Origin of the sequence: Streptomyces sp. NPDC058401 (assembly GCF_042722885.1) — a bacterium.
In the GTDB taxonomy this organism is placed as follows: Bacteria; Actinomycetota; Actinomycetes; order Streptomycetales; family Streptomycetaceae; genus Streptomyces.
The window spans coordinates 24,349-49,564 of sequence record NZ_JBHXKA010000059.1 but is presented as its reverse complement, the minus strand read 5'-3'; the positions used below and the strand labels follow the sequence as shown (position 1 = coordinate 49,564).

Annotated in this window: 23 protein-coding genes; 13 read left to right on the top strand and 10 right to left on the bottom strand. The window is 73.3% G+C overall.

Features of this window, described 5'->3' with window-relative positions; all coding sequences use genetic code 11:
* Positions 1-35: 35 nt before the first annotated feature.
* Entirely contained in the window at positions 36-1,151 is a 1,116-nt protein-coding gene (locus ACFWNV_RS22215; protein WP_383949690.1) for an alpha/beta hydrolase-fold protein, read from the bottom strand.
* 186 nt (positions 1,152-1,337) lie between these two features.
* On the opposite strand from ACFWNV_RS22215, the gene ACFWNV_RS22210 reads away from it, so the two are divergent.
* The 6 genes from ACFWNV_RS22210 (at position 1,338) to ACFWNV_RS22185 (ending at position 6,895) form a co-directional block, all read left to right on the top strand.
* Complete coding sequence (locus ACFWNV_RS22210) at positions 1,338-1,550, top strand: MbtH family protein (RefSeq protein WP_383949687.1); 213 nt, start codon at positions 1,338-1,340, stop codon at positions 1,548-1,550.
* A gap of 224 nt (positions 1,551-1,774) precedes the next feature.
* Complete coding sequence (locus tag ACFWNV_RS22205; RefSeq protein WP_383949684.1) at positions 1,775-2,443, top strand: isochorismatase family protein; 669 nt, start codon at positions 1,775-1,777, stop codon at positions 2,441-2,443.
* Between the two features lie 81 nt (positions 2,444-2,524).
* Entirely contained in the window at positions 2,525-3,562 is a 1,038-nt protein-coding gene (gene argC / locus ACFWNV_RS22200; protein ID WP_383949681.1) for an N-acetyl-gamma-glutamyl-phosphate reductase, read from the top strand.
* Positions 3,559-4,710 (top strand): bifunctional glutamate N-acetyltransferase/amino-acid acetyltransferase ArgJ, encoded by a 1,152-nt coding sequence (gene argJ / locus ACFWNV_RS22195; protein WP_383949678.1) that lies wholly within the window; start codon positions 3,559-3,561, stop codon positions 4,708-4,710. The genes argC and argJ overlap by 4 nt, the downstream gene beginning before the upstream one ends.
* A 65-nt stretch (positions 4,711-4,775) precedes the next feature.
* The gene (gene argB / locus ACFWNV_RS22190; RefSeq protein WP_383949699.1) at positions 4,776-5,714 is read left to right on the top strand and encodes an acetylglutamate kinase; all 939 of its coding nucleotides are present in this window, start codon (positions 4,776-4,778) and stop codon (positions 5,712-5,714) included.
* 47 nt (positions 5,715-5,761) lie between these two features.
* Positions 5,762-6,895 (top strand): acetylornithine transaminase, encoded by a 1,134-nt coding sequence (locus tag ACFWNV_RS22185; protein ID WP_383949696.1) that lies wholly within the window; start codon positions 5,762-5,764, stop codon positions 6,893-6,895.
* Positions 6,896-6,978: 83 nt separating this feature from the next.
* Here ACFWNV_RS22185 and ACFWNV_RS22180 read toward each other — a convergent pair whose 3' ends face one another.
* The 5 genes from ACFWNV_RS22180 to ACFWNV_RS22160 all read right to left on the bottom strand — a co-directional run bounded on the left by ACFWNV_RS22180 (position 6,979) and on the right by ACFWNV_RS22160 (position 10,827).
* On the bottom strand, positions 6,979-7,509 hold the full coding sequence (locus ACFWNV_RS22180) for a GNAT family N-acetyltransferase (RefSeq protein WP_383949675.1): 531 nt from the start codon (positions 7,507-7,509) through the stop codon (positions 6,979-6,981).
* An 83-nt stretch (positions 7,510-7,592) separates the two neighbouring features.
* Positions 7,593-8,312: a 4'-phosphopantetheinyl transferase family protein gene (locus tag ACFWNV_RS22175; protein ID WP_383949672.1), complete on the bottom strand. Its 720-nt coding sequence runs from the start codon at positions 8,310-8,312 to the stop codon at positions 7,593-7,595.
* Positions 8,309-8,539 carry a hypothetical protein gene (locus ACFWNV_RS22170; protein ID WP_383949669.1) on the bottom strand — a complete coding sequence of 77 codons (231 nt, stop codon included), beginning with the start codon at positions 8,537-8,539 and terminating at the stop codon, positions 8,309-8,311. Before ACFWNV_RS22170 ends, ACFWNV_RS22175 begins: the two co-directional genes overlap by 4 nt.
* Positions 8,536-10,146 (bottom strand): amidohydrolase, encoded by a 1,611-nt coding sequence (locus tag ACFWNV_RS22165; protein WP_383949666.1) that lies wholly within the window; start codon positions 10,144-10,146, stop codon positions 8,536-8,538. The genes ACFWNV_RS22170 and ACFWNV_RS22165 overlap by 4 nt, the downstream gene beginning before the upstream one ends.
* Positions 10,147-10,377: 231 nt before the next feature.
* Positions 10,378-10,827 carry an Lrp/AsnC family transcriptional regulator gene (locus ACFWNV_RS22160; protein ID WP_383949663.1) on the bottom strand — a complete coding sequence of 150 codons (450 nt, stop codon included), beginning with the start codon at positions 10,825-10,827 and terminating at the stop codon, positions 10,378-10,380.
* Between the two features lie 135 nt (positions 10,828-10,962).
* Here ACFWNV_RS22160 and ACFWNV_RS22155 point away from each other — a divergent pair, with 135 nt between their 5' ends.
* Positions 10,963-11,973, top strand: a complete 1,011-nt coding sequence (locus ACFWNV_RS22155) for an asparaginase (protein WP_383949660.1) — start codon at positions 10,963-10,965, stop codon at positions 11,971-11,973.
* 39 nt (positions 11,974-12,012) lie between these two features.
* Here the strand turns inward: ACFWNV_RS22155 and meaB are convergent, their stop codons facing one another.
* The 4 genes from meaB to ACFWNV_RS22135 all read right to left on the bottom strand — a co-directional run bounded on the left by meaB (position 12,013) and on the right by ACFWNV_RS22135 (position 18,372).
* Entirely contained in the window at positions 12,013-12,996 is a 984-nt protein-coding gene (meaB, locus tag ACFWNV_RS22150) for a methylmalonyl Co-A mutase-associated GTPase MeaB (RefSeq protein WP_383949657.1), read from the bottom strand.
* A gap of 5 nt (positions 12,997-13,001) precedes the next feature.
* The gene (scpA, locus tag ACFWNV_RS22145; RefSeq protein WP_383949693.1) at positions 13,002-15,182 is read right to left on the bottom strand and encodes a methylmalonyl-CoA mutase; all 2,181 of its coding nucleotides are present in this window, start codon (positions 15,180-15,182) and stop codon (positions 13,002-13,004) included.
* Positions 15,183-15,202: 20 nt separating this feature from the next.
* A complete protein-coding gene (locus ACFWNV_RS22140) occupies positions 15,203-17,059 on the bottom strand; it encodes a methylmalonyl-CoA mutase family protein (protein WP_383949654.1) in 1,857 nt (618 codons plus the stop codon).
* Between the two features lie 62 nt (positions 17,060-17,121).
* On the bottom strand, positions 17,122-18,372 hold the full coding sequence (locus ACFWNV_RS22135) for an ROK family protein (RefSeq protein WP_383949651.1): 1,251 nt from the start codon (positions 18,370-18,372) through the stop codon (positions 17,122-17,124).
* A 775-nt stretch (positions 18,373-19,147) separates the two neighbouring features.
* Here ACFWNV_RS22135 and ACFWNV_RS22130 point away from each other — a divergent pair.
* From ACFWNV_RS22130 to ACFWNV_RS22105, 6 genes are all read left to right on the top strand, one after another.
* Positions 19,148-20,086, top strand: a complete 939-nt coding sequence (locus ACFWNV_RS22130; RefSeq protein ID WP_383949649.1) for a TauD/TfdA dioxygenase family protein — start codon at positions 19,148-19,150, stop codon at positions 20,084-20,086.
* An 89-nt stretch (positions 20,087-20,175) separates the two neighbouring features.
* A complete protein-coding gene (ssuE, locus tag ACFWNV_RS22125; protein WP_383949646.1) occupies positions 20,176-20,733 on the top strand; it encodes an NADPH-dependent FMN reductase in 558 nt (185 codons plus the stop codon).
* A gap of 117 nt (positions 20,734-20,850) precedes the next feature.
* On the top strand, positions 20,851-21,882 hold the full coding sequence (locus ACFWNV_RS22120) for an ABC transporter substrate-binding protein (protein WP_383949643.1): 1,032 nt from the start codon (positions 20,851-20,853) through the stop codon (positions 21,880-21,882).
* Positions 21,883-21,890: 8 nt separating this feature from the next.
* Complete coding sequence (locus tag ACFWNV_RS22115; RefSeq protein WP_383949641.1) at positions 21,891-22,706, top strand: ABC transporter ATP-binding protein; 816 nt, start codon at positions 21,891-21,893, stop codon at positions 22,704-22,706.
* A complete protein-coding gene (locus ACFWNV_RS22110) occupies positions 22,703-23,608 on the top strand; it encodes an ABC transporter permease (RefSeq protein ID WP_383949638.1) in 906 nt (301 codons plus the stop codon). Before ACFWNV_RS22115 ends, ACFWNV_RS22110 begins: the two co-directional genes overlap by 4 nt.
* Positions 23,609-23,792: 184 nt before the next feature.
* The gene (locus tag ACFWNV_RS22105; protein ID WP_383949635.1) at positions 23,793-25,151 is read left to right on the top strand and encodes an LLM class flavin-dependent oxidoreductase; all 1,359 of its coding nucleotides are present in this window, start codon (positions 23,793-23,795) and stop codon (positions 25,149-25,151) included.
* The last annotated feature ends 65 nt before the right edge of the window (positions 25,152-25,216 follow it).

Below are 25,216 nucleotides of genomic sequence, written 5' to 3'. Positions count from 1 at the left end.
ACCAGGCCCCCTCGTCATGTCGTCGGCCGGCCAGGTCAGGCCAGCGCCCAGGCGACGTCCCTGAGCAGGGCCTGCCGCCAGCCCGCCCGGTCGTGGCCCGAGGGCGAGCGGGAGACCCGTACGGTCGCACCGGCCTGTTCCGTGAGGGCCTCGACCAGTTCGCAGTGGGGCTGCATGCGCGTCTCGTGTTCGCCGAGGTCGAAGGCGATCCGCAGTCCGGCCGGGGCGGGGTGCTCGCGCAAGCGGGCGGCGATGGTGCCGCCGCGCGGACCGCCCAGCGGGTCCGGCAGGTCCGGGGCCTCCGGGGTCCACCAGAACGACCCCGACTGGCAGGCGACCCGGGACACCAGTTCCGGGAACTCGATCGCGGCGTACATCGCGCTCAGGCCGGCGAGGCTCTGCCCGGCGACGACGAGCCGGCCGAGGTCCGCGGGTACGCCGCTCTCCGCGATCAGCGGCAGCAGTTCGTCCCGTACCGCCTCCCACAGCCCGGGCCGGCAGCCGAACTCCGTCTGCCGGTCCTTGGTGGGCAGGAACACCAGCGTGGCCGGGGGCATGTCGCCGGCTTCGAAGGCCGCGTCGAAGGCCGTCATGGCCGGGTGGAGATAGAGCCAGTCGTCCCCGTCGAGCAGCAGGACCACCGGTCCGCCGCCGCCGACCGGGTGGACCCGTACGGTGCGCTTGCCGCCGAGCCGTTCGCTCGCCCAGCGGATCCGGGTGCGCGGCAGGGGCAGTACGTCGTCGGCGCCCACGGCCGGCCAGTACGGCTGGGGCACGAGGTCGGGGGTGGCGACGATGGAGCGTTCGCCGCCGGCCCGGACCGGGTTGAGGGGATCGGGGTACGACGATCCGTCATCGGCGAGGAACCGGTAGGTGACTCGGAGCCGTGCGGGCATGCGCACCTCGGCGTACCAGCAGTCCGTGTCCCGCCACCGGAGCAGCGCCACCGGGTCCGACCAGCTCTCGAAATCGATGACGGTCGGGGAGCCGCGCCAGAGGAAGAGGGTGACCCAACCGCCGTCGCCGGACGGCGCGGACGCGGGAGCCGCGGCCGCCCAGAACTCATCGGTGCCGGGCGTGCCGGGCAGGTCGAACGCGGCGAAGGGGCTCTCCGAGCCGTCCTCGGCCAGGATCCGTTCGAGTGCACGCATCGGTGCCTCCTTGTGAGGGGGAAGGGGAAACGTTAAGCTCTATAATTAGGCGAGCCTAACCTAAGTGAACGGCTCTCTTCATTCCCGATCGACCTTCCCCACGGGCACGGCGCCCGCTGTCGGACTGCGCGCGCCGCACACCGACGTCACCCGCCGGTCCCATCGGGCTCCTGGAGGAACCCCAGTATGAGCACCAACCCGTTCGACGATGCCGACGGCCGCTTCCTGGTCCTGGTGAACGACGAGGGTCAGCACTCCCTCTGGCCCTCCTTCGCCGAGGCTCCCGGCGGATGGACGGTCGCCCTCGCCGAGACCACCCGCGAGGCGTGCCTGGAGTTCATCGAGTCGAGCTGGACCGACCTGCGCCCCCGGTCCCTCGCGGCGGCCGTCGAGGCCTGACCGCGACGGCCCCGGACGGCGCCGCGCCCGCGGCGCGTCCGGGGCCGCTCTGCGCCCGGGCGGCCGGCCTCGGGCCGGTGGCCCCCCGGATCCAACGGGCCGCGGGGTGTGGCCGGTTGGCGACGGGCCGCGCGAGCGGAGTCCGGTTAAATTAGGTTAGGCTAAGCTAACCACGCAGGGGTTCCGGCTGGGACCTCGCGCACGACATCAGGGAGAGGATCGTCATGGGCCTTCCGGCCATCGGCTCCTACCCCATGCCCGACCGCGCCGCCCTGCCCCGCTCCTGCGCGAGCTGGGCCATCGACCCCGGCCGCGCCGCCCTGCTGGTCCACGACATGCAGAACCACTTCGTGGGCGAGCTCCCCACGGACCGGTCCCCGGTCGTGGAACTCGTGGAGAACATCGCGGCCCTGCGCGCCCTCGCCACGGCACTCGGGATCCCGGTCGTCTTCACCGCCGAGCCGGCCGCCCAGCCGCCCGGCCAGCGCGGCCTCGCCGCGGACGTCTGGGGACCGGGCATAGGCGACGGCACCGACGCCGCCGCGATCATCCCGCAGCTCACCCCGCGGCCCGGCGAACGCGTGCTGGCCAACGTCCGCCACAACGCCTTCCTGCGCAGCCACTTGGGCAGGCTGCTGCGTTCGGAGGGACGCGACCAGCTGATCGTCTGCGGGGTCCACGCCCACCTCGGCGTCCTGCTGACCGCCGCGGACGCCTTCATGAACGACATCCAGCCCTTCGTGATCGCCGACGCCATCGCCGACTTCTCCGCCGAGGAGCACGCGATGGCCCTGCGCTGGGCCGCCCGCAGCGCGGTGGTGTGCACGACCGAGACCCTGCTCCGCGAGCTGCTGCTCGGCGGCGGGTCCCGGGACGTGCGCAAGGACGCCTGAGCGCACCCGCCGACGCCCGGGGGCCGGGCGCGGACCCGCGCCGACGGCGCGCCCCAACGAACCGAGAGAGAGCGGAACGACATGACCGTACGGGTCGCGGTGGCCGGTGCCAGCGGCTACGCCGGCGGGGAGCTGCTCCGCCTGCTGAGCTCGCACCCCGCCGTGGAGATCGGCGCGCTGACCGCGCACAGCAGCGCGGGGCGTCCGCTGGGGTCCGTACAGCCCCAGCTTCCGGAGTTCGCGGACCGGATCCTCCAGGACACCTCCGCCGCCTCCCTGCGCGGCCACGACGTGGTCTTCCTCGCCCTGCCCCACGGCCAATCCGGCGCCCTGGCCGCCGAGTTGGAACCCGGCACCCTGGTGGTGGACTGCGGGGCCGACTTCCGGCTGCGCGACCCGGCCGCCTGGGAACGGTTCTACGGCACCGCCCACGCCGGCACCTGGCCCTACGGCCTGCCGGAACTCCCCGGAAGCCGCGCGGAGTTGAAGGGGGCCACCCGGATCGCCGTTCCCGGCTGCTACCCCACGGCGGTCACCCTGGCCCTGTACCCCGCCTACGCGGCGGACCTGGTCGAACCCGAAGCCGTCATCGTCGCCGCCAGCGGCACCTCCGGCGCCGGACGCGCGCTCAAGACGCACCTCCTCGGCACCGAAGTGATGGGCTCCATGAGCCCGTACGGGGTCGGCGGCGGCCACCGGCACACCCCCGAGATCGCCCAGAACCTGTCCCGCGCGGCGGGCACGGACGTGACGGTCTCCTTCACTCCCACCCTGGCGCCCATGCCCCGGGGCATCCTCGCCACCTGCTCGGCCCGCCTGCGCCCGGCCGCGGAGCCGCTCGCCGAGAGCGAGGTGCGCGCCGTGTTCGAAGCCGCGTACGCCGACCAGCCGTTCGTCCGGCTGCTGCCGCCCGGCCAGTGGCCCACCACCGCCGCCGTCCTCGGCTCGAACACCGCCCAGGTGCAGATCGCCGTGGACCCCGACGCCCGCAGGCTCATCTGCGTGAGCGCCATCGACAACCTCACCAAGGGCACCGCCGGTGGCGCGGTGCAGAGCATGAACATAGCCCTCGGCCTGCCGGAACGGCAGGGCCTGCCCATGAATGGAGTGGCTCCGTGAGTGTGACCGCCGCCCGCGGATTCCTTGCCGGCGCCGTGCGCGCCGGCATCAAGGAGTCCGGTGACCCGGACCTGGCCCTGGTGGTGAACCGGGGGCCGTCGCGCGCCGCCGCCGGTGTCTTCACCTCGAACCGCGTGCAGGCCGCCCCCGTACGCTGGTCCCGCCGCGTGCTCGCCGACGGGCGGATCTCCGCCGTCGTCCTCAACTCCGGCGGCGCGAACGCCTGTACGGGACCGGACGGCGCCGAAGACACCCGGGTGATGGCCGAGCGCACCGCGCTCGCCGTGGAGAGCGCCGCCGACGAGGTCGCGGTGTGCTCCACCGGGCTCATCGGCGTCCGGCTCCCGATGGACCGGGTGACCTCCGGCATCACCGCCGCCGCGGAGCGGCTGTCGCCCGAGGGCGGCGAGGAGGCGGCCGTCGCGATCAAGACGACGGACTCCGTCCACAAGACCGCGGTGGCCTCCGGCCCCGGCTGGACCGTGGGCGGCATGGCCAAGGGCGCCGGCATGCTCGCCCCCGGCCTCGCCACCATGCTGGTCGTCCTGACCACGGACGCCGACGCGAGCGCCGAGGTGCTCGACTCCGCACTGCGCGAGGCGGTGCGCACCACCTTCGACCGGGTGGACTCGGACGGCTGCATGTCCACCAACGACACCGTGCTGCTCCTGGCTTCGGGCAGCTCCGGCGTCACGCCCGACCCCGCGGAGCTCACCGCGGCCGTGCACACCGTGTGCCGGGACCTGGCGCTCCAGCTGGTGGCGGACGCCGAGGGCGCCTCCAAGGAGATCGAGGTGGCCGTCATCGGCGCCGCCACGGAGGCCGACGCCGTGGAAGTGGGCCGCTCGGTGGCCCGCAACAACCTCCTCAAGTGCGCCCTGCACGGCGAGGACCCGAACTGGGGCCGGGTGCTGTCCGCGATCGGCACCACCTCGGCCGCCTTCGACCCGGACCGGCTGGACGTGGCGATCAACGGCGTCTGGGTGTGCCGGGACGGCGCCGGGGGAGAGTCGCGGGACAAGGTCGACCTGTCCGGCCGCCGGATCGTCATCACCGTGGACCTGCGCTCGGGCGACTCCTCGGCCGTCCTCTGGACCAACGACCTGACGGCCGAGTACGTGCACGAGAACAGCGCCTACAGCTCGTGAACGGGGCCGAGACGACGCGGACGAAGACGCCGGACACGGCGGTACGGGCCATGGCCCGGGCTGCCATGACCTCGGCCGCCGTGACCCCGGCCGCCGTGCCCGCCACCGTGCCCGCCCCCCGGGACCTGCCCTGGCTGGAGCAGCTCCAAGGCCGCACGGTCGTCGTCAAGTTCGGCGGCCACGCCATGGTCGACCCCTCCGCGCACCGGACCTTCGCCCAGGACGTCGTGGAGCTCTGGCACGCGGGCCTGCGGCCCGTCGTCGTCCACGGCGGCGGGCCCCAGATCAGCGCCCTGCTCGACCGGCTCGGCCTGGAGGTCCGCTTCGAGGCGGGACTGCGCGTGACCACGCCCGAGACCATGGACGTGGTGCGCATGGTGCTCACCGGCCAGGTCCAGCGCGAACTGGTCGGAGCCATCAACGCCCACGGGCCCTTCGCCGTGGGCCTGTCGGGCGAGGACGCCCACACGATGACCGCCGTCCGGCGCCCGGCCTGGGTGGACGGCCTGCCCGTGGACATCGGCCAGGTCGGCGACATCGTGGACGTGGACGCCGGAGCCATCGCCGCACTGCTGGAGCAGGGCCGCATTCCCGTGGTCTCGCCCGTGGCGCGCGGCGAGGACGGCCAGGTCTACAACGTCAACGCCGACCTCGCGGCCTCGGCCCTGGCCGTGGCCCTCGGGGCCGACCGGCTCGTGGTGATGACCGACGTCGAGGGCCTGTACGCGGACTGGCCGCACAGCACCGAGGTGATCGACCGCCTCACGGCCGGCGAACTGGACGCCCTGCTCCCGGAACTCGCGAGCGGCATGCTCCCCAAGATGGAGGGCTGCCTGCGCGCCGTACGGGCCGGCGTCGCCCGGGCCCAGGTCATCGACGGCCGGGTGCCGCACGCCCTGCTGCGCGGGGTGTTCACCGAGGACGGACCCGGCACCACGGTGGTGCCGGACGAGGAGCCCGGGCCCGAAGGGTCCGGCGGCACGAACGAGGGGGGCGGCGCGTGACCGCCGACAGCACGAGGACACCGCTCGCCGACCGCTGGCGCGCGGTGATGATGGACACGTACGGCACGCCCGCGCTGGCCCTGGTCAGGGGCGAGGGCAGCACGGTCTGGGACGAGGACGGCCGCGCGTACACGGACTTCACCGGCGGGATCGCCGTCAACGCCCTCGGGCACGGCCACCCCGCCCTGGTCGCGGCCGTCCAGGACCAGGTCGCCCGGCTCGCCCACGTGTCGAACCTGTTCGTCTCGGAGCCGGCCGTGGCGCTCGCCGAACGGCTGCTGGCCCTGCTGGACCGGCCGGGCCGGGTGTTCTTCGCCAACTCGGGCGCGGAGGCCGTCGAAGCCGCCTTCAAGATCGCCCGCCGGACCGGCCGCCCGCACCTGGTCGCCACGGAGGGCGGGTTCCACGGGCGCACCATGGGGGCGCTGGCCCTCACCGGCCAGCCGCCCAAGCGCGCCCCCTTCCTGCCCCTGCCCGGGGAGGTCACGCACGTGCCCTACGGGGACGCCGAGGCGCTGCGCGCGGCCGTCACGGAGCACACGGCCGCGGTCCTCCTCGAACCCCTGCAGGGCGAGGCCGGAGTCGTCCCGGCGCCCCCGGGCTACCTGCGGGCGGCCCGCGAGATCACCCGCGCCACGGGCACCCTGCTCGTCCTGGACGAGGTGCAGACCGGGATCGGCCGCACCGGCCACTGGTTCGCGCACCAGGCGGAGCCGGGAGCCGAGCCGGACGTGATCACCCTGGCCAAGGGGCTGGGCGGCGGCCTGCCGATCGGCGCCACGGTCGCCTTCGGAGCCGCCGCCGGGCTGCTGACCCCCGGTCAGCACGGATCCACCTTCGGCGGCAACCCCGTCGCGTGCGCGGCCGGGCTCGCCGTCCTGGACACCATCGAGAAGGACGGGCTGCTCGCGCACGCCACGCGGGTGGGGGAGCGGCTGAGGCGCGGCATCGAGGCACTGGAACACCCCCTGGTCCGCGAAGTGCGGGGCGCCGGGCTGCTCCTGGGCATCGTCCTCGCCGAGCCGCTCGCCGCACGGGTCCAGCGGGCCGCGCAGGACGCCGGGTTCCTCGTGAACGCGGCCGGCGCGGGCGTCGTACGGCTGGCTCCCGCCCTGACGCTGCCGCAGGAGCGGGCCGATGCCCTGGTGGCGGCGCTGCCCGCGATCCTCGACGCCGGGTAGGCCGTCCGGGCCCGGCCGGCGGTGCGGCTCGGGGCGGGTCCCTTCGGGGCCCGCCCCTTCGTCGTGTGCGCCGACCGTGCCCGCTACAGGGCGCGGGACAGGACGCGCGCTCCCCGGGCGGGGTCCAGGGACTGTGCCCAGTCGGCCGGAGCCAGGCTCGGGCAGGCCGGGAGGAACCCGTGGCTCAGGAAGAGGCGGCCGCTGCCGGTGGTGGCCGTGAACAGCGTGGCCAGGGAGCGGGTACGGGCCCTGGCGAACGCCGCGTGCAGCAGGCGGGCCCCCATGCCCGTGCCCTGCCGGTGGGCCGCGACGCAGAAGTTGTACAGCACGCCGGCGGCGGTGGGGTGTTCGCGCAGGGCGAGGCAGCCTTCGAGGGTGCCGTCGGGCGCCTGCGCGACGAGGAAGTCGCAGGCCTGGGAGAGGTAGAGGGAGACCGGGCGTTCCCGGAGCGCCCCCGCGTGGACGAACGGCCGGGAGAGCGCGGCGAGCGCCGGGCCGTCGTCCCGGCGGGCCGGGCGCACCGAGAACTCGGGAACCCCGTGCCACCGGGTGGCGGGGGTGCGGGGCGACAGGGTGGCGTGCGCGGCGGCAGGGTGCAGCGTGGCCGTGGTCAAGGTGTTCCTTCCTCGGTTCCGCCGTGTGCGGGTGCGGGGGCGGAGGCCTCCCGGCGGAACGATCGAAGTAAGGTTAGCCTTACCTACTCCGCGGAGCCAAGTCGGCCCGTACGGACGGCGCGTGCGGCCACGTAGCCGGGGAAGACGGGCACGTCGGCGAGGGTCCATCCCGGCGGAGCCGAGGGGGCGGGGCCGGTGCCCACGTAGGTCAGGGCCGGGTTCCCGCCGAGGCCGATGCCGACTCCCTTGAGATAGGCCTCCTTCCGCGTCCAGCAGCGGGCCACCGCGGCGGGGCGCTCGCCGGCCGCCAGCGCCGCCAGCTCGGCGCGCTCGGCCGGATGCAGCACCTCGGTCAGCTCGGAGGCCACCTGGGCCGCCACCGCGGGGTCCGGCCGCCGCTCCACGTCGACGCCGACCGGAGCGTCCGCGAAGGCCACCAACACGGCGTCCCCCGCATGGGACAGCGAGAAGTGCAGCGGCAGCCCGGGCACCGCCGGACGGCCGTGCGGCCCGCCGCAGCCGGGGCACGGCTCGCGGAAGAACCGCACCCGCGCCGGGTCCAGGCCGAGCCGCTCGCCCAGCAACCGGCGCAGCACGACGTGCGCGACCCGGTACTGGTCGCGGTCGGCGGCGCGCCGGAACCCCTGGAGCCGGGCCCGCTCGGCGTCGTCGAGCGTCCCTTCCAGCTCCCGCGCCCGCTCCGCGTACCGGCTCACGCGCACCGCCCACAGCCCCGGTCCCGGGGAGGTGAGCCAGGGCCGCTCCGGGCCGTCGGTCCCGGTACGGTCCGCTGCGGACGTCACCCGCACGGGCGGCCCGGATAGTCGGCGCCCTCCGGGGCCCCGGCCTCGCGCATCCGGCACAGGACTTCCCCGAGGAGCACGTCGTCCACGTCGACGGGCATGTTGAACTCCCGGTCGAAGACGAAGGAGTCGCCCGCGCCCGCGTGCCAGATCACCCAGCGCGGCGGCATCTCGGGCGCCTCCCACAGCGGGGAGAACCGTTCCAGGACGTTCATCTGAGTGCTCACAGCTTTCCTTCGTCCGTAGCGTCCGTAGCGTCCATGGCATCTGTCGCTTCGATTCCGTCGACCCAGGTCCCCACGACCTCGACGGCGGCGATCCGGGAGGGATCGACGTACCGCGGGTCGTCGCCCAGCACGACGAGGTCGGCGCGCTTGCCCGGGGTGAGGCTGCCCGCGCTGTCGTCCCACCGGCAGGCGTACGCCCCCGCGACCGTGTAGGCGCGCAGTGCTTCCTCGACCGTGATCGCCTCGTCCGGCCCGATCGCCCGCCCGGAGGCGGAGGCGCGCTCGACCATGAACTGGATCGCCCGCAGCGGGGCCCCGTTCGTGACGGGCCGGTCGGAACTGCCCACGAGGGTCACCCCGTGGTCGAGGAACCCGCGCCCCCGGTACATCCAGGGAGCCCGCTCCTCGCCCATCACGTCCGCGTAGTCGTCCCCGAAGGAGTGCAGGAAGGCGGGCTGGACGACCGCGCTGACGCCCAGGCGCGCGAAGCGCGGGAGCTGGTCCGGGCGGATCAGCCCGGCGTGCTCGATCCGGTGCCGCGCGTCCGGCCGGGGCAGCAGCCGCTGCGCCTGCTCCAGCGCGTCGAGCGCGAGGTCGGCGGCGCGGTCCCCGATGGCGTGGATGGCGAGCTGCCAGCCGGCGAGGTGACCGTCCACGATCAGCCGGGTGAGGAGCTCGGGGTCGTCCTGGAGCTGGCCGGTGTGGTCGGTGCCCGCGTACGGGGCCGTGAGTGCGGCGGTGCGGGCCATCATCCCGCCGTCGGTGTAGATCTTGAGCGCGCCGAGCGACAGCCAGTCGTCGCCGAACCCGGTGCGCATGCCCAGGTCCAGGGCCCGGGGGATCCCGTCCTCCCGGTGCGCCCCGCGCGGCCGCAACGTATCGCCCGCGGGCATGAGCTGCACCCGCAGCGGCAGCCTCCCCTGATCCCGCAGCAGCTGGTACGCGCCGAGCTCCACCGGGCTGTGGCCGAGCAGCCCGCCCCCGATGCCCGCCTCGGCGACGGCGGTCACCCCTTCGGCGAGGCAGGCCCGGGCCGCGCGCTCGACGGCGTCGGCGATCTCGGCCTGCCCGTACGGCAGTCGCAGCCGCCGGGCGGCGGTCATGGCCCCCTCGGCCAGGAAGCCGTCCTGATGCGCAACACCGGCGGGGAGCAGCCCCAGCACCGCACTGTTCACCACGCACCCGTGCCCCGAGTCGTGCATCAGGAACACCTTGCGCCCGCGGCTGACCGTATCCAGCTCGGCGGCGGTCAGATGCCGCCCGAGCGCCCGCTGGTCGTACCCCATGACATCGACCCAGGCCCCGTCCCCGCCCGCCGAGCGGTCCACGGCCTGCGCCACCACCGCCAGCACGTCCTCGACCCGCTCGCACGGGGCGACGCTCGGGGTGCTCTGCTTCAGCCCGGTCCAGGCCAGGTGCACATGACTGTCGATGAACCCGGGCAGCACGGTGGCACCTTGCAGATCGACGACCTCCCGCGCGGGCAGCGAAGCCACGTCCTCGTCGAGCCCCACGATCCGCCCCCGCCAGATCCCCAGCGTGCGGGCGACGGGCCGGTCCGGATCCATGGTGATGAAGTTCGCGTTCGTCAGCCTCGAACACAGCATGGGTAGTACGACTCCCCCTGGAGGCAACGCGCGTGTACACGGGGCGAGGCAGGCGACCAAGAGACGCGCCCACCCAGCTTAGGTAAGCCTAACCGTACATTCGCCAACGGGTCAACGTACGGCGAGCGCCGCGCCTTCGGGGTTCGTCGAGAGGGGGTCCGGTGCGGGAAAAGCGATACGACCAGCGGGTATTGGCCGAGGGGCCGCGACAGGGGGAGTAGCCCCCGCGCGTCACACCGGCAGGCCCGTCGGGGCCTTGATGCGCTTCATGATGATCTGCGAGTTGACCTCCGTGACGCCCGAGAGGGCCGTGAGCTGCTCGATCCAGAGGCGTTCGTACGCGCGGAGGTCCGCGACGGCGATGCGCAGGAGGCAGCCGGGGCTGCCGAAGAGGCGGTAGGCCTCGATGATGTCGGGGATGTCCTGGAGGGCCGCTTCGAAGGCTTCGACGGCCTCGCGGTCGCGGCGGACCTCCACCGAGACCAGGACCTCGAAGCCGCGGCCCACGGCTTCGGGGGAGATCACCGCGCGGTAGCCCTGGATGATCCCCTCCTCTTCCAGCTGGCGGACCCGGCGCATGCAGGGGGAGGGGGTGAGACCCACGCGCTGGGCCAGCTCCTGGTTGCTGAGCCGGCCGTCGGCCTGAAGCTCGCGCAAGATTTCTTTGTCGATCGCGTCCATTGCGCAATTATCACGCATGTTTTATTGCGGGGCGGGGTGAAATCGCAATCGCGTTGCGCGTAGATCGGCCTACCATTGCCGATTGTAGAAAATCTGTGCGGGCCGTTTCGGGCTGTGTGAGGAAGGGTCGTGGTCATGGGACGCATCGTCGTGATCAGTACGGGCGGGACGATCGCCAGCCGCTGGCAGGGTTCCGGTTTCGCGGCCGACGCCGACGGGGCCGAGGTCATGGCGACCGCGCCGCTGCCGGAGGGCGTGAGCATCGAGGTCGTCGATCTCTTCAGCGTCAACAGCCCCCGGCTGACCACCGCGCACCAGCTGACCCTGCTGCGGACCGTGCACGAGGTGCTCGCCGACCCGGGTGTGGACGGGGTCGTCGTCACGCACGGCACCGACACGCTGGAGGAGTCGGCGTTCCTGCTGGATCTTCATCATCACGATGAGCGGTCCGTGGTCTTCACCGGCTCGCAGCGGCCCATGGGTGCGGCCGATGGGGACGGTCCCGGCAATCTCTACGATGCCCTGCTCACCGCGTCCAAGACGCGCGGGCTCGGCGTCCTGATCACGTTCGCGGGGCGGGTGCACGCGGCCCGCGGGACCGTGAAGGCGCAGGCGGTGGCGCTCGACGCGTTCGCCGACCCGTCGAAGGAGCTTTTGGGGAAGGTCGGCTTCGGCAAGGTCACCGTGCTGCGCACGCCGGTGCGACCGGAGCCGCTGTCGCTGCCCGCGATGCCCGAGGCGCCGGAGGGGCCGCCGCGGGTGGACGTCGTGATGCACCACGTGAGCGGTGACGCGGTGCTGCTGAACGCCGCCGTGGCGGCCGGGGCGCGGGGGATCGTGCTGGTCGGTACCGGCGCGGGCAACGCGACGCCGGAGGTGGTGGACGCGGTGAAGGCGGCCGTCGCGCAGGGCGTGCTGGTGGCTTTGACCACGCGGGTCGCCGCCGGGCCGGTGACGGAGATCTACACCCACGGCGGTGCGGTGGACCTGGTCGCGGCCGGGGCCGTGCCGACGGGAACGCTGCGGGCGCCGCAGGCGCGGGTCGCCGTGCTGGCGGCGCTGCTCGCCGAGGAGGAGCCGGAGGAGCGCGTACGGGTGCTCCGGCGGATGCTGGCCACGGGCGGGCCCGTCCTCGTCGCCGCCTGACCCCGGCGGGGCTGAATGGGGCCGCCCCGGGCCCGGTCCTCAGGAGTCCGTGAAGGCCGCCAGGAGGCGGTCCGCTGCCAGGGTGGGGGTCAGGGTGCCGTCCCGGACCGCCGATTCCAGGGTGGGGGCCAGGTCCCGTACAGCCGGGTTCGAGCGGAGGCGTTCCAGGAGTTCGTCGCGGACCATCGACCAGGTCCACTCCACCTGCTGGGCCGCCCGCTTCGATGCCAGGCGGCCGCCCGCCTCCAGGAGCAGGCGGTGCTGTTCCAGGCGGTTCCAGACCTCCTCCAGGCCCGTGGATTCCCGGGCGCTGCACGTCAGGACCGGCGGGGTCCACGCGGCGTCGGCCGGGTGCATCAGGCGCAGCGCGCTGGACAGTTCGCGGGCCGCGGACTTCGCGTCGCGCTCGTGCGGGCCGTCGGCCTTGTTGACGGCGAGGACGTCGGCCAGTTCCAGGACGCCCTTCTTGATGCCCTGGAGCCCGTCGCCCGTGCGGGCCAGGGACAGGAGCAGGAAGGAGTCGACCATGCCGGCGACCGTGGTCTCCGACTGGCCCACGCCCACCGTTTCGACGAGGACCACGTCGTAGCCCGCCGCCTCCATCACGATGATCGATTCGCGGGTGGCCTTCGCCACCCCGCCCAGCGTCCCCGCCGAGGGGGACGGGCGCACGAAGGCCGCGGGGTCCACGGAGAGGCGCTCCATCCGGGTCTTGTCGCCCAGGATGGAGCCGCCCGTACGGGTGGAGGACGGGTCGACGGCCAGGACCGCCACCCGGTGGCCCAGCCCCGTCAGCATCGTGCCGAAGGCGTCGATGAAGGTGGACTTCCCGACGCCCGGCACCCCGCTGATGCCGATCCGGCGCGCCCGCCCCGCGTGCGGCAGGAGGTCCGTCAACAGCTGCTGCGCCAGCACCCGGTGCGCGGGCAGGGTGGACTCGACGAGGGTGATCGCGCGCGCGACGAACGCGCGCTTCCCGTCGAGTACGCCCTTCGTGTAGGCGGTGATGTCGATCGGGGGCACGGCGGCTACAGCTCGTGGCCCAGGTCCGCGGCGAGCCGCGTCACCAGGTCGTGCGCCGCGTCCGGGATGACCGTGCCGGGCGGGAACACCGCCGTCGCCCCCATCTCCAGGAGGGTCGGGACGTCCGCGGGCGGGATGACCCCGCCCACGACGATCATGATGTCCTCGCGGCCCTCCGCGGCGAGGGCCTCGCGCAGCGCCGGTACCAGGGTCAGGTGACCGGCCGCGAGGGAGGAGACGCCGACCACGTGCACGTCGGCCTCGACGGCCTGGCGGGCCACTTCCTCCGGGGTCTGGAACAGCGGGCCGACGTCCACGTCGAAGCCCAGGTCGGCGAAGGCGGTCGCGATCACCTTCTGGCCGCGGTCGTGCCCGTCCTGGCCCATCTTGCAGACCAGGATGCGCGGACGGCGGCCCTCCGCCTCCTCGAACCGGTCGACGAGCGTGCGGGTGCGCTCCAGGGACGGGGACTCGCCTGCTTCGGTGCGGTACACACCCGAGATCGTACGGATCTGGCTCGCGTGCCGCCCGTACACCTTCTCCAGGGCGTCCGAGATCTCGCCGACCGTGGCCTTCGCGCGCGCCGCGTCCACCGCCAGGGCGAGCAGGTTGCCCTCCCCGCGCTCGGCCGCGTTCGTCAGCGCCCGCAGGGTGTCCTGGGTGACCGCCTCGTCGCGTTCCGCCCGCAGCCGCCGCAGCTTCTCGATCTGCTGGGTGCGCACGGAGGAGTTGTCGACCTTGAGGACGTCGATCTGCTCGTCGGTCTCGACCCGGTACTTGTTGACGCCGATCACCGGCTGGCGGCCAGAGTCGATACGGGCCTGCGTGCGGGCCGCCGCCTCCTCCACGCGGAGCTTGGGGATGCCCGCGTCGATGGCCTGCGCCATGCCGCCGGCCGCCTCGACCTCCTGGATGTGCTGCCAGGCCCGGCGCGCCAGGTCGTACGTCAGCTTCTCGACGTACGCGCTGCCGCCCCACGGGTCGATGGACCGGCAGGTGCCGGACTCCTGCTGGAGGAGCAACTGCGTGTTGCGGGCGATGCGCGCGGAGAAGTCGGTGGGCAGGGCCAGGGCCTCGTCCAGGGCGTTGGTGTGCAGCGACTGGGTGTGGCCCTGGGTCGCCGCCATCGCCTCGATACAGGTGCGGGTGACGTTGTTGAAGACGTCCTGCGCCGTGAGGGACCAGCCCGAGGTCTGCGAATGGGTGCGCAGGGAAAGGGACTTGGCGTTCTTCGGGTCGAACTGCTTGACCAGGCGCGCCCACAGGAGGCGGGCCGCGCGGAGCTTGGCCACCTCCATGAAGAAGTTCATGCCGATCGCCCAGAAGAAGGACAGGCGCGGGGCGAAGGCGTCCACGTCCAGGCCGACGGCCTGGCCCGCCCGCAGGTACTCCACACCGTCCGCGAGGGTGTACGCCAGCTCCAGGTCGGCCGTGGCCCCGGCTTCCTGGATGTGGTAGCCGGAGATCGAGATGGAGTTGTAGCGGGGCATCTTCTGCGAGGTGAAGGCGAAGATGTCGGAGATGATCCGCATCGACGGCTTCGGCGGATAGATGTAGGTGTTGCGGACCATGAACTCTTTGAGGATGTCGTTCTGGATGGTCCCGGCGAGCTTGTCGGGGGAGACGCCCTGCTCCTCCGCCGCCACGATGTAGAGGGCGAGGACCGGCAGCACGGCGCCGTTCATCGTCATCGACACCGTCATCTTGTCCAGCGGGATGCCGTCGAAGAGCTGGCGCATGTCGTAGATCGAGTCGATCGCCACGCCCGCCATGCCGACGTCGCCCGTCACGCGCGGGTGGTCGCTGTCGTAGCCGCGGTGCGTGGGCAGGTCGAAGGCGATCGACAGGCCCTTCTGGCCGGACGCCAGGTTGCGGCGGTAGAAGGCGTTGGACTCCTCGGCCGTGGAGAAGCCCGCGTACTGCCGGATCGTCCAGGGCTGGTTGACGTACATCGTCGGGTACGGGCCGCGCAGGTACGGGGCCACACCCGGGTAGGTCTGCAGGAAGTCCAGGCCCTCCAGGTCGCGGCCCGTGTACAGGGGCTGTACGCCGATCCCCTCGGGGGTCTCCCACAGCAGCTCGGCGGCTCCGGAGCCGGTGGACTCCTTCAGCGCGGTCCGCCACTGGTCCTCGGAACCGGCGGCCGGGGCCGCACCGTCCAGCGGGAGCTCGGAGAAATCGGGGATGCGGGGGGTGCGGTCGCTGCTCAAGACGCGACTCCCATCCGGTCGAGTACGGAGGACAGCACGGCGACCGCGTCGCAGCCGGCGAAGACGTACTCGTCCACGGCCGCCGCGGCGGTGCCGGGCCTGCCCGCGAGGAACACGGTCGTCGCGCCCGCCGAGCGCAGGGCCGCGGCCACCGCCCCGGCCTGCTCCTCGTACAGCGCGTCGCTGGAGCACAGCACGGCCATGCCGTCGGCGCCGCTCGCCGCGTAGGCCGCGGCGGCCGTCTCCGGGGTCACCGACACGGGGTCGTGGACCGGGGTGATGCCGCCCGCCTGGAACAGGTTCGAGGCGAAGGTGGCACGGGCCGTGTGCGCGGCCGCCGGACCCAGGGCCGCCAGGAACACGGTCGGCCGCTTGCCGGTCGCCGCCAGGTGTACGTCGCTGCGGGCGCGCAGTGCCTCGTACGCCTCATCGCGCCGCACGCGCGGCAATCCGCCGGTGAGCGGGGCCGGCGCGGGTTCCCGTACGACGGGCTTCTCGGACAGGTGCGGGAACTCGCTGACCCCGGTCACGGGCTCGCGCCGGGTGGCCAGCTTCTTCGAGCGAGCGGCCCAGGTGGCGGCGAGGCGCTCGGCGACCAGGCCGGAGCGCAGCGCGGCGGCCTGGCCGCCCGCCTTCTCGATGGTCTGGAAGAACTCCCAGGCGGCGTGCGCGAGTTCGTCGGTGAGCTGCTCGACGTAGTACGACCCGCCCGCCGGGTCGATCACCCGGGCCAGGTGGGACTCCTCCAGCAGGATGGTGGAGGTGTTGCGGGAGATGCGGCGGGCGAACGCGTCGGGCAGGCCCAGCTCCTGGTCGAAGGGGAGCACGGTGACCGCGTCGGCGCCGCCCACGCCCGCCGCCATGCAGGCGATGGTGGTGCGCAGCATGTTCACCCACGGGTCGCGGCGGGTCATCATCACCGGCGAGGTCACGGCGTGCTGGCGCTGGGCGCCGGCCCCCGGAGCCCCGCAGGCCTCGGCGATCCGGGCCCACAGCCGGCGGGCGGCGCGCAGCTTGGCGATGGTGAGGAACTGGTCGGCGGTGGCGGCGTAGCGGAACTCCAGCTCGCCGAGGGCCGCTTCGGTGCTCAGGCCCGCTTCGGTGAGGGCGCGCAGGTAGGCCACTCCGGTGGAGAGGGAGAGTCCCAGCTCCTCGGCGGCGCTGCCGCCGGCCTCGTGGTAGGGCAGGGCGTCGACGGTCAGGGCGCGCACGTGGGGCCAGGCGGCCGTGTCCGCGGCGAGCGCGGCGGCCTGCGCCAGGTCCAGTGCCTCACCGGTCCGGGCCTCGTGGCCCAGCGGGTCGGCGCCCAGCGAGGCGTGCGCGGCCTCGGGGGCGACCCCGCGCTCGGCGTACAGCGCGAGCAAGGCCCGGGCGGACTCGGCGAATTGGGCGCCGGGGTCCAGGGAGACGGGCGCGAGGTCGAGGTAGACCCCCTCCAGCGCACGGCCCAGGCCGTCCGCGGGGAGGCCGGCGTCGCCGACGGCCAGCCACAGCGAGGTGGTGCCGTTCTCCAGATCGGCCAGGGCCGCGTCGTTCACCCGTACGGGGTCGGTGCCCGCGATCCGCTGGCGCACGTCCCAGCCCGAGGCGGCGCTGCCCTCGGCGCGCCCGCCCCGTACGAAGGGCGCGAAACCGGGGAAACCGGTATCCGGCGGGGTTTCGGGCGCGGTGTACAGCGGGCGGGTGGTGAGCCCGTCCTCGAGCTTCGTGGACAACGCGTCTTCCGCTGCCTCGCCGGAAACTTCCTTGCCCGACTTGCGCAGCACGCCCTCTACCAGGCGCTGCCACTGCTCATGCGTCGCGTCAGGGAATTCGGCGGCCAAGGAGAGCCCGTCATCAGGCAGGACCGTCATGGCTCGAATGTTAGGGGGGTCCTTGTGAACGACCTATAACCACCGGATGTGATCTCGCCCTCTCATGTGAGTCGGGAGGGGTCACGAAAGAGCGGGGCCAGGAGGACGGTCGCAGAGGCTACCGGGAGTACGGCGGGACCCGCGTGCGGGGCCACGATCCGCCGCCCGTACCGGTTCTGGTCGCCGGCCGCGTCGCGGATCTCGTCGAGGTAGCCGTCGTGGAGGATGCTGGCCAGCTCGGAGACCACCATGACGGCCGGGTTGAACACGTCGAGGAGCAGTGCGGCGGCCCGGCCCACGGTACGGGCGCGTTCGCGCAGCAGCGCGTCGGCGCGGGGGTCGCCGGTGGCGGCGGCGTCGATCAGGAGGTTGACGGACGGATCCGGGACGATGCCGCGGCGCACGGCCTCGGCGCCGAGCACCGCGTCGGAGACGCTCGCCTGGAGACAACCCGTACGGCCGCACGCGCAGGGGGTCGGCGAACCGGGCACCGGGAGGTGCGCGACGTCCCCGGCGGCGGCTTCCGGGCCCTGGTGCACGGTGCCCTCGATGCCGAAGGCGGCGTCGACGACATTGCCGATGAAGAGGTGCAGGAGGCTGGAGCGGGCCTCCGGACGGCCGAAGAGGATCTCGGCGTGGGCGATGGCGCGGGCGTGGTTGTCCACGGAGACGGGCAGCCCGAGGTGGTCGGAGAGCCGGGCGCCGAGGGGGAGGTCGCGCCAGCCGAGGGCGTCGTGCCGTACGACGGTGCCGTCGGCCGGGCGGACCCAGCCGCCGAGGGCGGCGCCGAGGCCGAGCAGCGGGCGGCCGGCGGGGTTGGACTCCCGGAGGAAACGGCCGAGTTCGGCGGTGATCTCGGCGGGCAGGCGGCCGGGGGAGCGGCCCGCGTGCGGGAAGGCCCGGCGGGCCACGACGCGGCCGCGCAGGTCCACGAGGCTGAAGGTGGAGAACGGCACGCCGATGTGCAGACCGGCGGCGAGGGGGCCGCCGAGGGGCCCGGTGTGCAGGTCGAGGGGAATGCGGGGACGGCCGGGGCCGGGGCCGGGCCCGGTCCCGGTCCCGGCGCCGGCCGCCGCGGGCGGCAGCTCCGGCTCGGGGAGCTCGTGCAGCAGACCGGCGCGCAGCAGGGCCGTGGTCTGCCGGGACACGGCGGCCGGGCTGAGACCGCAGAGCTTGGGGATGTCGCTCCGGGCGAGGGGGCCGTGAGCCAGGACGGCGCGGAGCACGGAGGCGGCGTTGGCGGCTGCCCGGCTGTCACCGGGGGTGGGGGGCACGGGCGGGCTCCTCGGGGGGTGGGGTGTGGTCCCGATCATGCCGTGTCGCCGCGCTCGGCGGGGGCGGGTGGGGTGGGGCGGGCCGGGCCGGGGCGGAAGCGCGCGGTGCGGCACCGCTCCCGGGGCTCCGCCCCGGACCCCGCGCCTCGAACGCCTGCGGGGGTGGTGCGTGGCGGGTGCGTTGCGGGGGCGTGAAATCAGGCCATGGGTTTCGGCCGTTGCGGGAGTGGCGGGAAATGGTGAAAGCGCAGGTGGCGGTGGGTGTGCGCCGGGGGTCGGGGGTGCGGGTGGGGGGTGCTCGGCAGGGTTGACCGGGGGTGGGGGTGCTGGCAGTCTCCGGGACATGTCCGCGACCGAGTACCTCGCCCCGCGGCTCCACACCCCCGGCCCCTGTACCGCGCCGGGCGAGTGTCAGGGCCGTCGCTGTACGGCCCCGCGCTGTTCCTGAGCGTCCGGGCCGCCGAGTCCCCGCACCGCTGAGCCGCTGAGTGTTCGACCTCCCGGATCCTCGGGTGCCGGGTGCTCGCGCCCCGCAGGAGTGCGGCTCGTCACCCGCCAGGGGCGGCAGCCCCTCCGGGCACCGTCCGCCCGGCTCCGGCGCAGCCCGTCGGCTGCCCGCCACGCCCTGGCGTCCGCCGACCCCTGCCCTTCGCACGCCGCACATCGCACGTCGCCCGCCGCAGCCCGACCGTCCGGCCGCCCCACGGCGGCCCCCGCCTCCACCCGCTTTGCGTGGTCCGTCTTCCCCGGCCGGACCTCTTTCGTCTTCGCTTCGCTCATTTCTTCCTCTGCGGAAATAAATAAGGAGCCTCTCATGTCCACTGCCACCCGCACCGAGCTCACCGTCACCAAGATCGGCGGCCGCATAGGCGCCGAGATCGGCGGGGTCCGCCTCGGCGGCGAGCTCGAAGCCGAGGCCGTCGCCGGGATCCGGGCCGCGCTGCTCGCCCACAAGGTCGTCTTCTTCCGCGGTCAGGACCACCTCGACGAAGACGGCCACGAGGCCTTCGCCGAGCTGCTCGGCGCGCCCGTCGCACACCCCACCGTGCCCTCCGCCGACGGCCGTTACGCCCTCGGCATCGACTCCCACCACGGAGCCCGCGCCAACCAGTGGCACACGGACGTCACCTTCGTCCCCGCCTACCCCGCCTTCTCCATCCTGCGCGCCGTCACCATCCCGCCCTACGGGGGCAACACCCTGTGGGCCAACACGGCCACCGCCTACGCCGGCCTGCCGGAGCCGCTGCGCGTCCTCGCCGACAGCCTGCGCGCCGTGCACTCCAACGAGTACGACTACGCGGCCCTGAAGCCCGACGCCCTGCCCGAGGCGCTCGCCCAGTACCGCGAGGTGTTCACCTCGACCAAGTTCCTCACCGAGCACCCGGTGGTCCGGGTCCACCCCGAGACCGGCGAGCGCACCCTGCTGCTCGGCAACTTCGTCCAGCGGATCAACGGGCTCACCGGCCGCGACTCGCGCCTCCTCCAGGACCTCTTCCAGGCCCACATCGAGCTCCCCGAGAACACCGTCCGCTGGCAGTGGCAGGCCGGTGACGTCGCGATCTGGGACAACCGCGCCACCCAGCACTACGGCGTCGACGACTCCGACGACCACGAGCGCACCCTGCGCCGCGTGACCGTCGACGGCGACATCCCGGTCGGGCCCGACGGGGTCCCGTCCCGGCTGATCAGCCCGGAGACCGTGCCGGACCCGGCCTTCGGCATCGCCTCCGGAGCCTCCAACTCCGAGGCCTGAGCCCGGCCCCGACCGGCCCCGGCCTCGCCCGGCCACGAACGAACCGTCCCGTCCCACCACCACCGCCCCCGTCAGTCAAGGAGCGCTCCGTGCCCAAGCTGCTCGCCCTCACCGGCAGTCCGTCCGTCCACTCCCGTACCGAGGTCGTCGCCGACCACGTGCTGCGCCGCCTGAACCACGCCGGGTTCGAGACCGCGCAGCTCGCCGTCCGGGAGCTCCCCGCCGCCGACCTGCTCGCCGCCCGCCGCGGCGAGCCGGAGATCCGCCGGGCCCTGGAAGCCGTCGCCGAAGCCGACGGGATCGTCATCGCGACGCCCGTCTACAAGGCCTCGTACACAGGACTCCTCAAGGCCTTCCTCGACCTGCTCCCGCAGGACGGACTGGCCGGGAAGACCGTCTTCCCGCTGGCCACCGGAGGCAGCCTCGCCCACGTCCTGACCATCGACTACGCCCTGCGCCCGGTCCTCGCCGCGCTCGGCGCCCGGCACGTCACCGCCGGCCGCTTCGTCCTGGACTCCTCCGTCGAGCGCGGGGACGGCCCCGACCGGCTGCGGGCCGAGGCGGAGCTGGACCTCTACCAGGCCGTCGACGAGTTCGCCGAGGCCCTGCGCGCCGCCCAGGCCGTCGCGCTCGCCACCGCGCGCTGAAGCCGTCCGGCCCTGACCGACCCGACCCACTTGCCCCACCCGACCCACCCGGCCCACTTGCCCCACCCGGCTGAGCCGACCGCCTGACCGCCCGACCCGGATCGACAAGGAATCGCCATGTCCGCAGCTTTCACCACCACTCGTACCTCCCGACGCCAGTTCCTCACCCTGCTCGGCATCTCGGCGGCCGCGGTGAGCTGCGGGACGGCGACCGCCACCGGCGCCCGCAGCGGCCAGGTCACTTCCCTGAAGTACCAGGGCAACGTCGGCGCGGTCAGCCTGCCCGAGCTCGCCGCCGACCTCGGTTACCTCGGCGACGTGACCCTGGACTGGGTCGGCAACACCATCAGCGGCCCCCAGGACATCCAGTCCGCGGCCACCGGCCAGACCCACTTCGGCGGCGCCTTCAACGGCGCGATCGTCAAACTGGCGTCGAGCAAGGCCCAGATCCAGGCCGTCACCTCCTACTACGGCTCCGACAAGGACACCTACCTCGGCTACTACGTCCTGGAGGACAGCCCGATCCGGTCCCCCCGCGACCTGATCGGCAAGAAGGTCGGCATGAACACCCTGGGCGCCCACGCCCAGGCCCTGCTCGACATCTACCTGGAGCGCAACGGGGTCCCCAAGGCCGACGCGGCCAAGGTCGAATCGCTCGTCGTGCCCCCCGTCAACACCGAGCAGTCGCTGAGGCAGAAGCAGATCGAGGTCGGCGTCCTCAGCGGCGTGCTGCGCGACAAGGCCCTGGCCGCGGGCGGCATACGGCCGCTGTTCAAGGACTTCGAACTCCTCGGCGCGTTCAGCGCGGGCTCGTACGTGATGACGAAGAAGTTCATCAAGGAGAACCCGGACACCGTCCGCACCTTCACCACGGGCGTGGGCAAGGCCATCGACTGGTCCCGTGCCACCCCGCGCGAGGAGGTCATCGCGCGGATGACGGAGATCGTCAAGAAGCGCGGCCGCAACGAGGACACCTCGACCCTCCAGTACTGGCGCTCCTACGGGGTCGCAGAGGCGGGCGGCCGGATCGCCGACAAGGAGTTCCAGCTGTGGATCGACTGGCTGGGCGAGCGCGGGGAGATCAAGAAGGGTCAGCTCAAGGCGGCCGACCTCTACACCAACGAGTTCAACGCGTCCGGGAAGGGCTGACCGACGCCATGGCGAAAATCGTGTTCGAGTCCGTGACGAAGACCTTCCCGACGAAGGACAAGAAGAACGAGTTCACCGCCCTCGACGGGATCGACCTGGAGATCGGGTCGGGGGAGTTCGTGGTCGTCGTGGGCCCGAGCGGCTGCGGCAAGTCCACCCTCCTCGACCTGCTCGGCGGCCTGACCCCGCCCACCTCCGGCCGGATCCTGCTCGACGGCAAGCCGGTCACCGGGCCGGGGCTCGACCGGGGCATCGTCTTCCAGCAGTACGCGCTGCTGCCGTGGCGCACCGCGCTCGGCAACATCGAGTTCGGCCTGGAGGCCACCGGCGTCCCGCGCCGCCAACGCGCGGCGAAGGCGCGGGAGTTCCTGGACCTCGTCGGTCTCACCGGCTTCGAGGACCGGCATCCGCACGAACTGTCCGGCGGCATGCGCCAGCGGGTCGCCATCGCGCGCTCGCTCGCGTACGACCCCGACGTGCTGCTCATGGACGAGCCGTTCGCGGCGCTCGACGCGCAGACCCGCGAGTCCCTCCAGGACGAACTGCGGCGGATCTGGCAGAGCACCGGCAAGACGGTCGTGTTCATCACGCACGGCATCGAAGAGGCCGTGTACCTCGGGCAGCGGGTGGCCGTCATCACCTCCCGCCCCGGCCGGGTCAAGCAGGTCGTACCGGTCTCGTTCGGCGACCGGGCCACCGGGGCCACCGGCGAAGACCTGCGCTCCAGCCCGGAGTTCGCCCGCTACCGCCACGAGATCTGGACCCTGCTCCACGACGAGGTGGCCCGCGCCCAGCAACTGGAGAAGGAGGAGGTCGCCGTATGAGCACCACGGTGGAAGCGGCGGTGGAGGCCGGGACGGAGACGGAGGCTGAGGCGGAGGCGGTACGCAGCCCCGCGCCCCCGGCGGTACGGAGCCCCGCGCGGGCCCCCGTACGGGCGCCGGCCGCGGCCCTCGCGCTGAAGGTCCTGCGCGTCCTGCGGGCGGTGGCGCTGCGGTCGGCGGCGATCCTCGCGCTGCTGGCCCTGTGGGAGGCGGCGCCGCGGCTGGGACTGGTCGACGCGACCTTCCTGCCGCCGGTGAGCGAGGTGGCCAAGGCCTGGTGGGAGCTGCTGGGCAACGGGCAGCTCGCCGAGCACAGCAAGGCGAGCCTGGCCCGCTCCTTCGGCGGATTCGGCATCGCGGTGGCCGTCGCGGTCCCGCTCGGGCTGCTGATCGGCTGGTACCGGCCGGTGGCGGTGCTGCTCGGCCCGCTGCTGGAGGTGTTCCGCAACACGGCGGCGCTCGCGCTGCTGCCGGTGTTCGTCCTGCTGCTGGGCATCGGGGAGACCTCGAAGGTCTCGATCGTCGTCTACGCCTGCGTCTGGCCGATCCTGCTGAACACCATCAGCGCCGTGGGCAACGCCGATCCGACGCTGGTGAAACTGGCCCGCTCGATGGACCTGTCCACGCCGAAGCTGTTCCAGAAGGTGATCCTGCCGGCGTCGGTACCGGTCATCTTCACCGGCATCCGGCTGGCGGGGGCCGTCTCCATCCTGGTCCTGGTCGCGGCCGAGATGATCGGCGCGAAGGCCGGCCTCGGCTACCTGATCAACGCCTCGCAGTTCAACTTCGCGATCCCGCAGATGTACGCGGGCATCGTCACGATCTCCGCGATCGGCCTCGCCTTCAACCAGATCCTCGTCACGATCGAACGCCGCCTGAGCCTCTGGCGCGTTCCGTCCTGAGGCCCTGAGGCCCTGAGGCCCTGAGGCCCTGAGGCCCTGAGGCCCTGAGGCCCTGAGGCCCTGAGGCCCCGCGCCACGGGCCCCGGGCCCCGGGCTTTGGAGGCCCGCCCCGCCCCGCCCCGCCCACTTTCCACGGGCGCGCCGCTCGCATCGCCGCGCCGCCCGATTCCACCGAGGACACGACATGACCGCACCCCGGACCCTCCACCTCAACGCCTTCCTCATGAACGCCGGTCACCACGACGCCGCCTGGCGCCACCCGTCCAGCAGCCCCGAGCGGATCACCGACCTGCGGTACTTCCAGGAACTGGCCCGCACCGCCGAGCGCGGCCGGCTCGACTCGATCTTCTTCGCCGACGGGGTCGCCCTCTGGGGCAAGGCCCGCTACAACGCCGTCGGCGGCTTCGAGCCGCTCACCCTGCTCTCCGCGATCGCCGCCGTCACCGAGCACATCGGGCTCATCGCCACCGTCTCCACCACCTTCAACGAGCCCTACAACCTGGCCCGGAAGTTCGCCTCCCTCGACCACATCAGCGGTGGCCGCGCAGGCTGGAACATCGTCACCTCCGGCAGCGCCGACGAGGCCCGCAACTTCAACCGCGACGAGCACCTGGAGCACAACCTCCGCTACGAGCGGGCCCGCGAGTTCCTCGAGGTGGCCACCAAGCTCTGGGACAGCTGGGAGGACGACGCGATCGTCCTCGACAAGGAGCGCGGCATCTACGCCGACACCGACAAGCTGCACCCCGCCGCGCACCGCGGCGAGTACTTCGGCGTCGCCGGACCGCTCAACGTGCCCCGCTCCCCGCAGGGCCACCCGCTGCTCGTGCAGGCCGGGTCCTCCGAGGACGGCAAGGAGTTCGCCGCCCAGTACGCCGAGGCCGTCTTCACCGCCCAGCAGACCCTCGCCGACGGCCAGACCTTCTACAAGGACCTCAAGTCCCGCCTCGCCAAGTACGGCCGCTCCGAGGACGAGCTGCTCGTCCTGCCCGGCATCGCCCCCGTCATCGGTTCCACCGAGGCCGAGGCCAGGGCCCTGGAGCAGGAGCTCACCGACCTCCAGGCCCCCGAGTACGGCCTCGCGCAGCTCTCCAACATGCTGGGCGTGGACCTCAGCGGGCTGCCGCTCGACGGCAGGCTGCCCGAGCTGCCCGAGGAGCGGGACATCAACGGCAACAAGAGCCGCTTCACGCTCGTCGCCGAGCTCGCCCGCCGCGAGGACCTCACCCTGCGCGAGCTGATCGCCCGGCTGGGCGCCGGCCGCGGCCACCGCGTCTTCGCGGGCACGCCCGAGCAGATCGCCGACCAGCTGGAGGAGTGGTTCACCCAGGGGGCCGCCGACGGCTTCAACATCATGGCTCCCGTGCTCCCCACCGGGCTGACCGACTTCGTCGACCAGGTCGTACCGATCCTGCAGCGCCGAGGCCTGTTCCGCACCGAGTACACCGGCCAAACCCTGCGCGAGAACTACGGCCTGGCCCGCCCCGTCAACCGCTACACCGCCGCTGCGGCCGCTGCGGCCGGGCAGGGAGCCGGAGCATGAGCGAACACGTCGCCGACGTGCTCGTGGTCGGCGGGGGCCCCGCCGCCGCCTGGGCCGCCCTCAAG

Excerpts from the sequence above, each read along its gene's own strand:
- ACFWNV_RS22215 (WP_383949690.1), bottom strand. The coding sequence starts at position 1,151 with ATGCGTGCACTCGAACGGATCCTGGCCGAGGACGGCTCGGAGAGCCCC.
- ACFWNV_RS22210 (WP_383949687.1), top strand. The coding sequence starts at position 1,338 with ATGAGCACCAACCCGTTCGACGATGCCGACGGCCGCTTCCTGGTCCTG.
- ACFWNV_RS22205 (WP_383949684.1), top strand. The coding sequence starts at position 1,775 with ATGGGCCTTCCGGCCATCGGCTCCTACCCCATGCCCGACCGCGCCGCC.
- argC (WP_383949681.1), top strand. The coding sequence starts at position 2,525 with ATGACCGTACGGGTCGCGGTGGCCGGTGCCAGCGGCTACGCCGGCGGG.
- argB (WP_383949699.1), top strand. The coding sequence starts at position 4,776 with ATGACCTCGGCCGCCGTGACCCCGGCCGCCGTGCCCGCCACCGTGCCC.
- ACFWNV_RS22185 (WP_383949696.1), top strand. The coding sequence starts at position 5,762 with ATGATGGACACGTACGGCACGCCCGCGCTGGCCCTGGTCAGGGGCGAG.
- ACFWNV_RS22165 (WP_383949666.1), bottom strand. The coding sequence starts at position 10,146 with ATGCTGTGTTCGAGGCTGACGAACGCGAACTTCATCACCATGGATCCG.
- ACFWNV_RS22160 (WP_383949663.1), bottom strand. The coding sequence starts at position 10,827 with ATGGACGCGATCGACAAAGAAATCTTGCGCGAGCTTCAGGCCGACGGC.
- ACFWNV_RS22155 (WP_383949660.1), top strand. The coding sequence starts at position 10,963 with ATGGGACGCATCGTCGTGATCAGTACGGGCGGGACGATCGCCAGCCGC.
- ACFWNV_RS22140 (WP_383949654.1), bottom strand. The coding sequence starts at position 17,059 with ATGACGGTCCTGCCTGATGACGGGCTCTCCTTGGCCGCCGAATTCCCT.
- ACFWNV_RS22135 (WP_383949651.1), bottom strand. The coding sequence starts at position 18,372 with ATGATCGGGACCACACCCCACCCCCCGAGGAGCCCGCCCGTGCCCCCC.
- ACFWNV_RS22130 (WP_383949649.1), top strand. The coding sequence starts at position 19,148 with ATGTCCACTGCCACCCGCACCGAGCTCACCGTCACCAAGATCGGCGGC.
- ACFWNV_RS22120 (WP_383949643.1), top strand. The coding sequence starts at position 20,851 with ATGTCCGCAGCTTTCACCACCACTCGTACCTCCCGACGCCAGTTCCTC.
- ACFWNV_RS22115 (WP_383949641.1), top strand. The coding sequence starts at position 21,891 with ATGGCGAAAATCGTGTTCGAGTCCGTGACGAAGACCTTCCCGACGAAG.
- ACFWNV_RS22110 (WP_383949638.1), top strand. The coding sequence starts at position 22,703 with ATGAGCACCACGGTGGAAGCGGCGGTGGAGGCCGGGACGGAGACGGAG.
- ACFWNV_RS22105 (WP_383949635.1), top strand. The coding sequence starts at position 23,793 with ATGACCGCACCCCGGACCCTCCACCTCAACGCCTTCCTCATGAACGCC.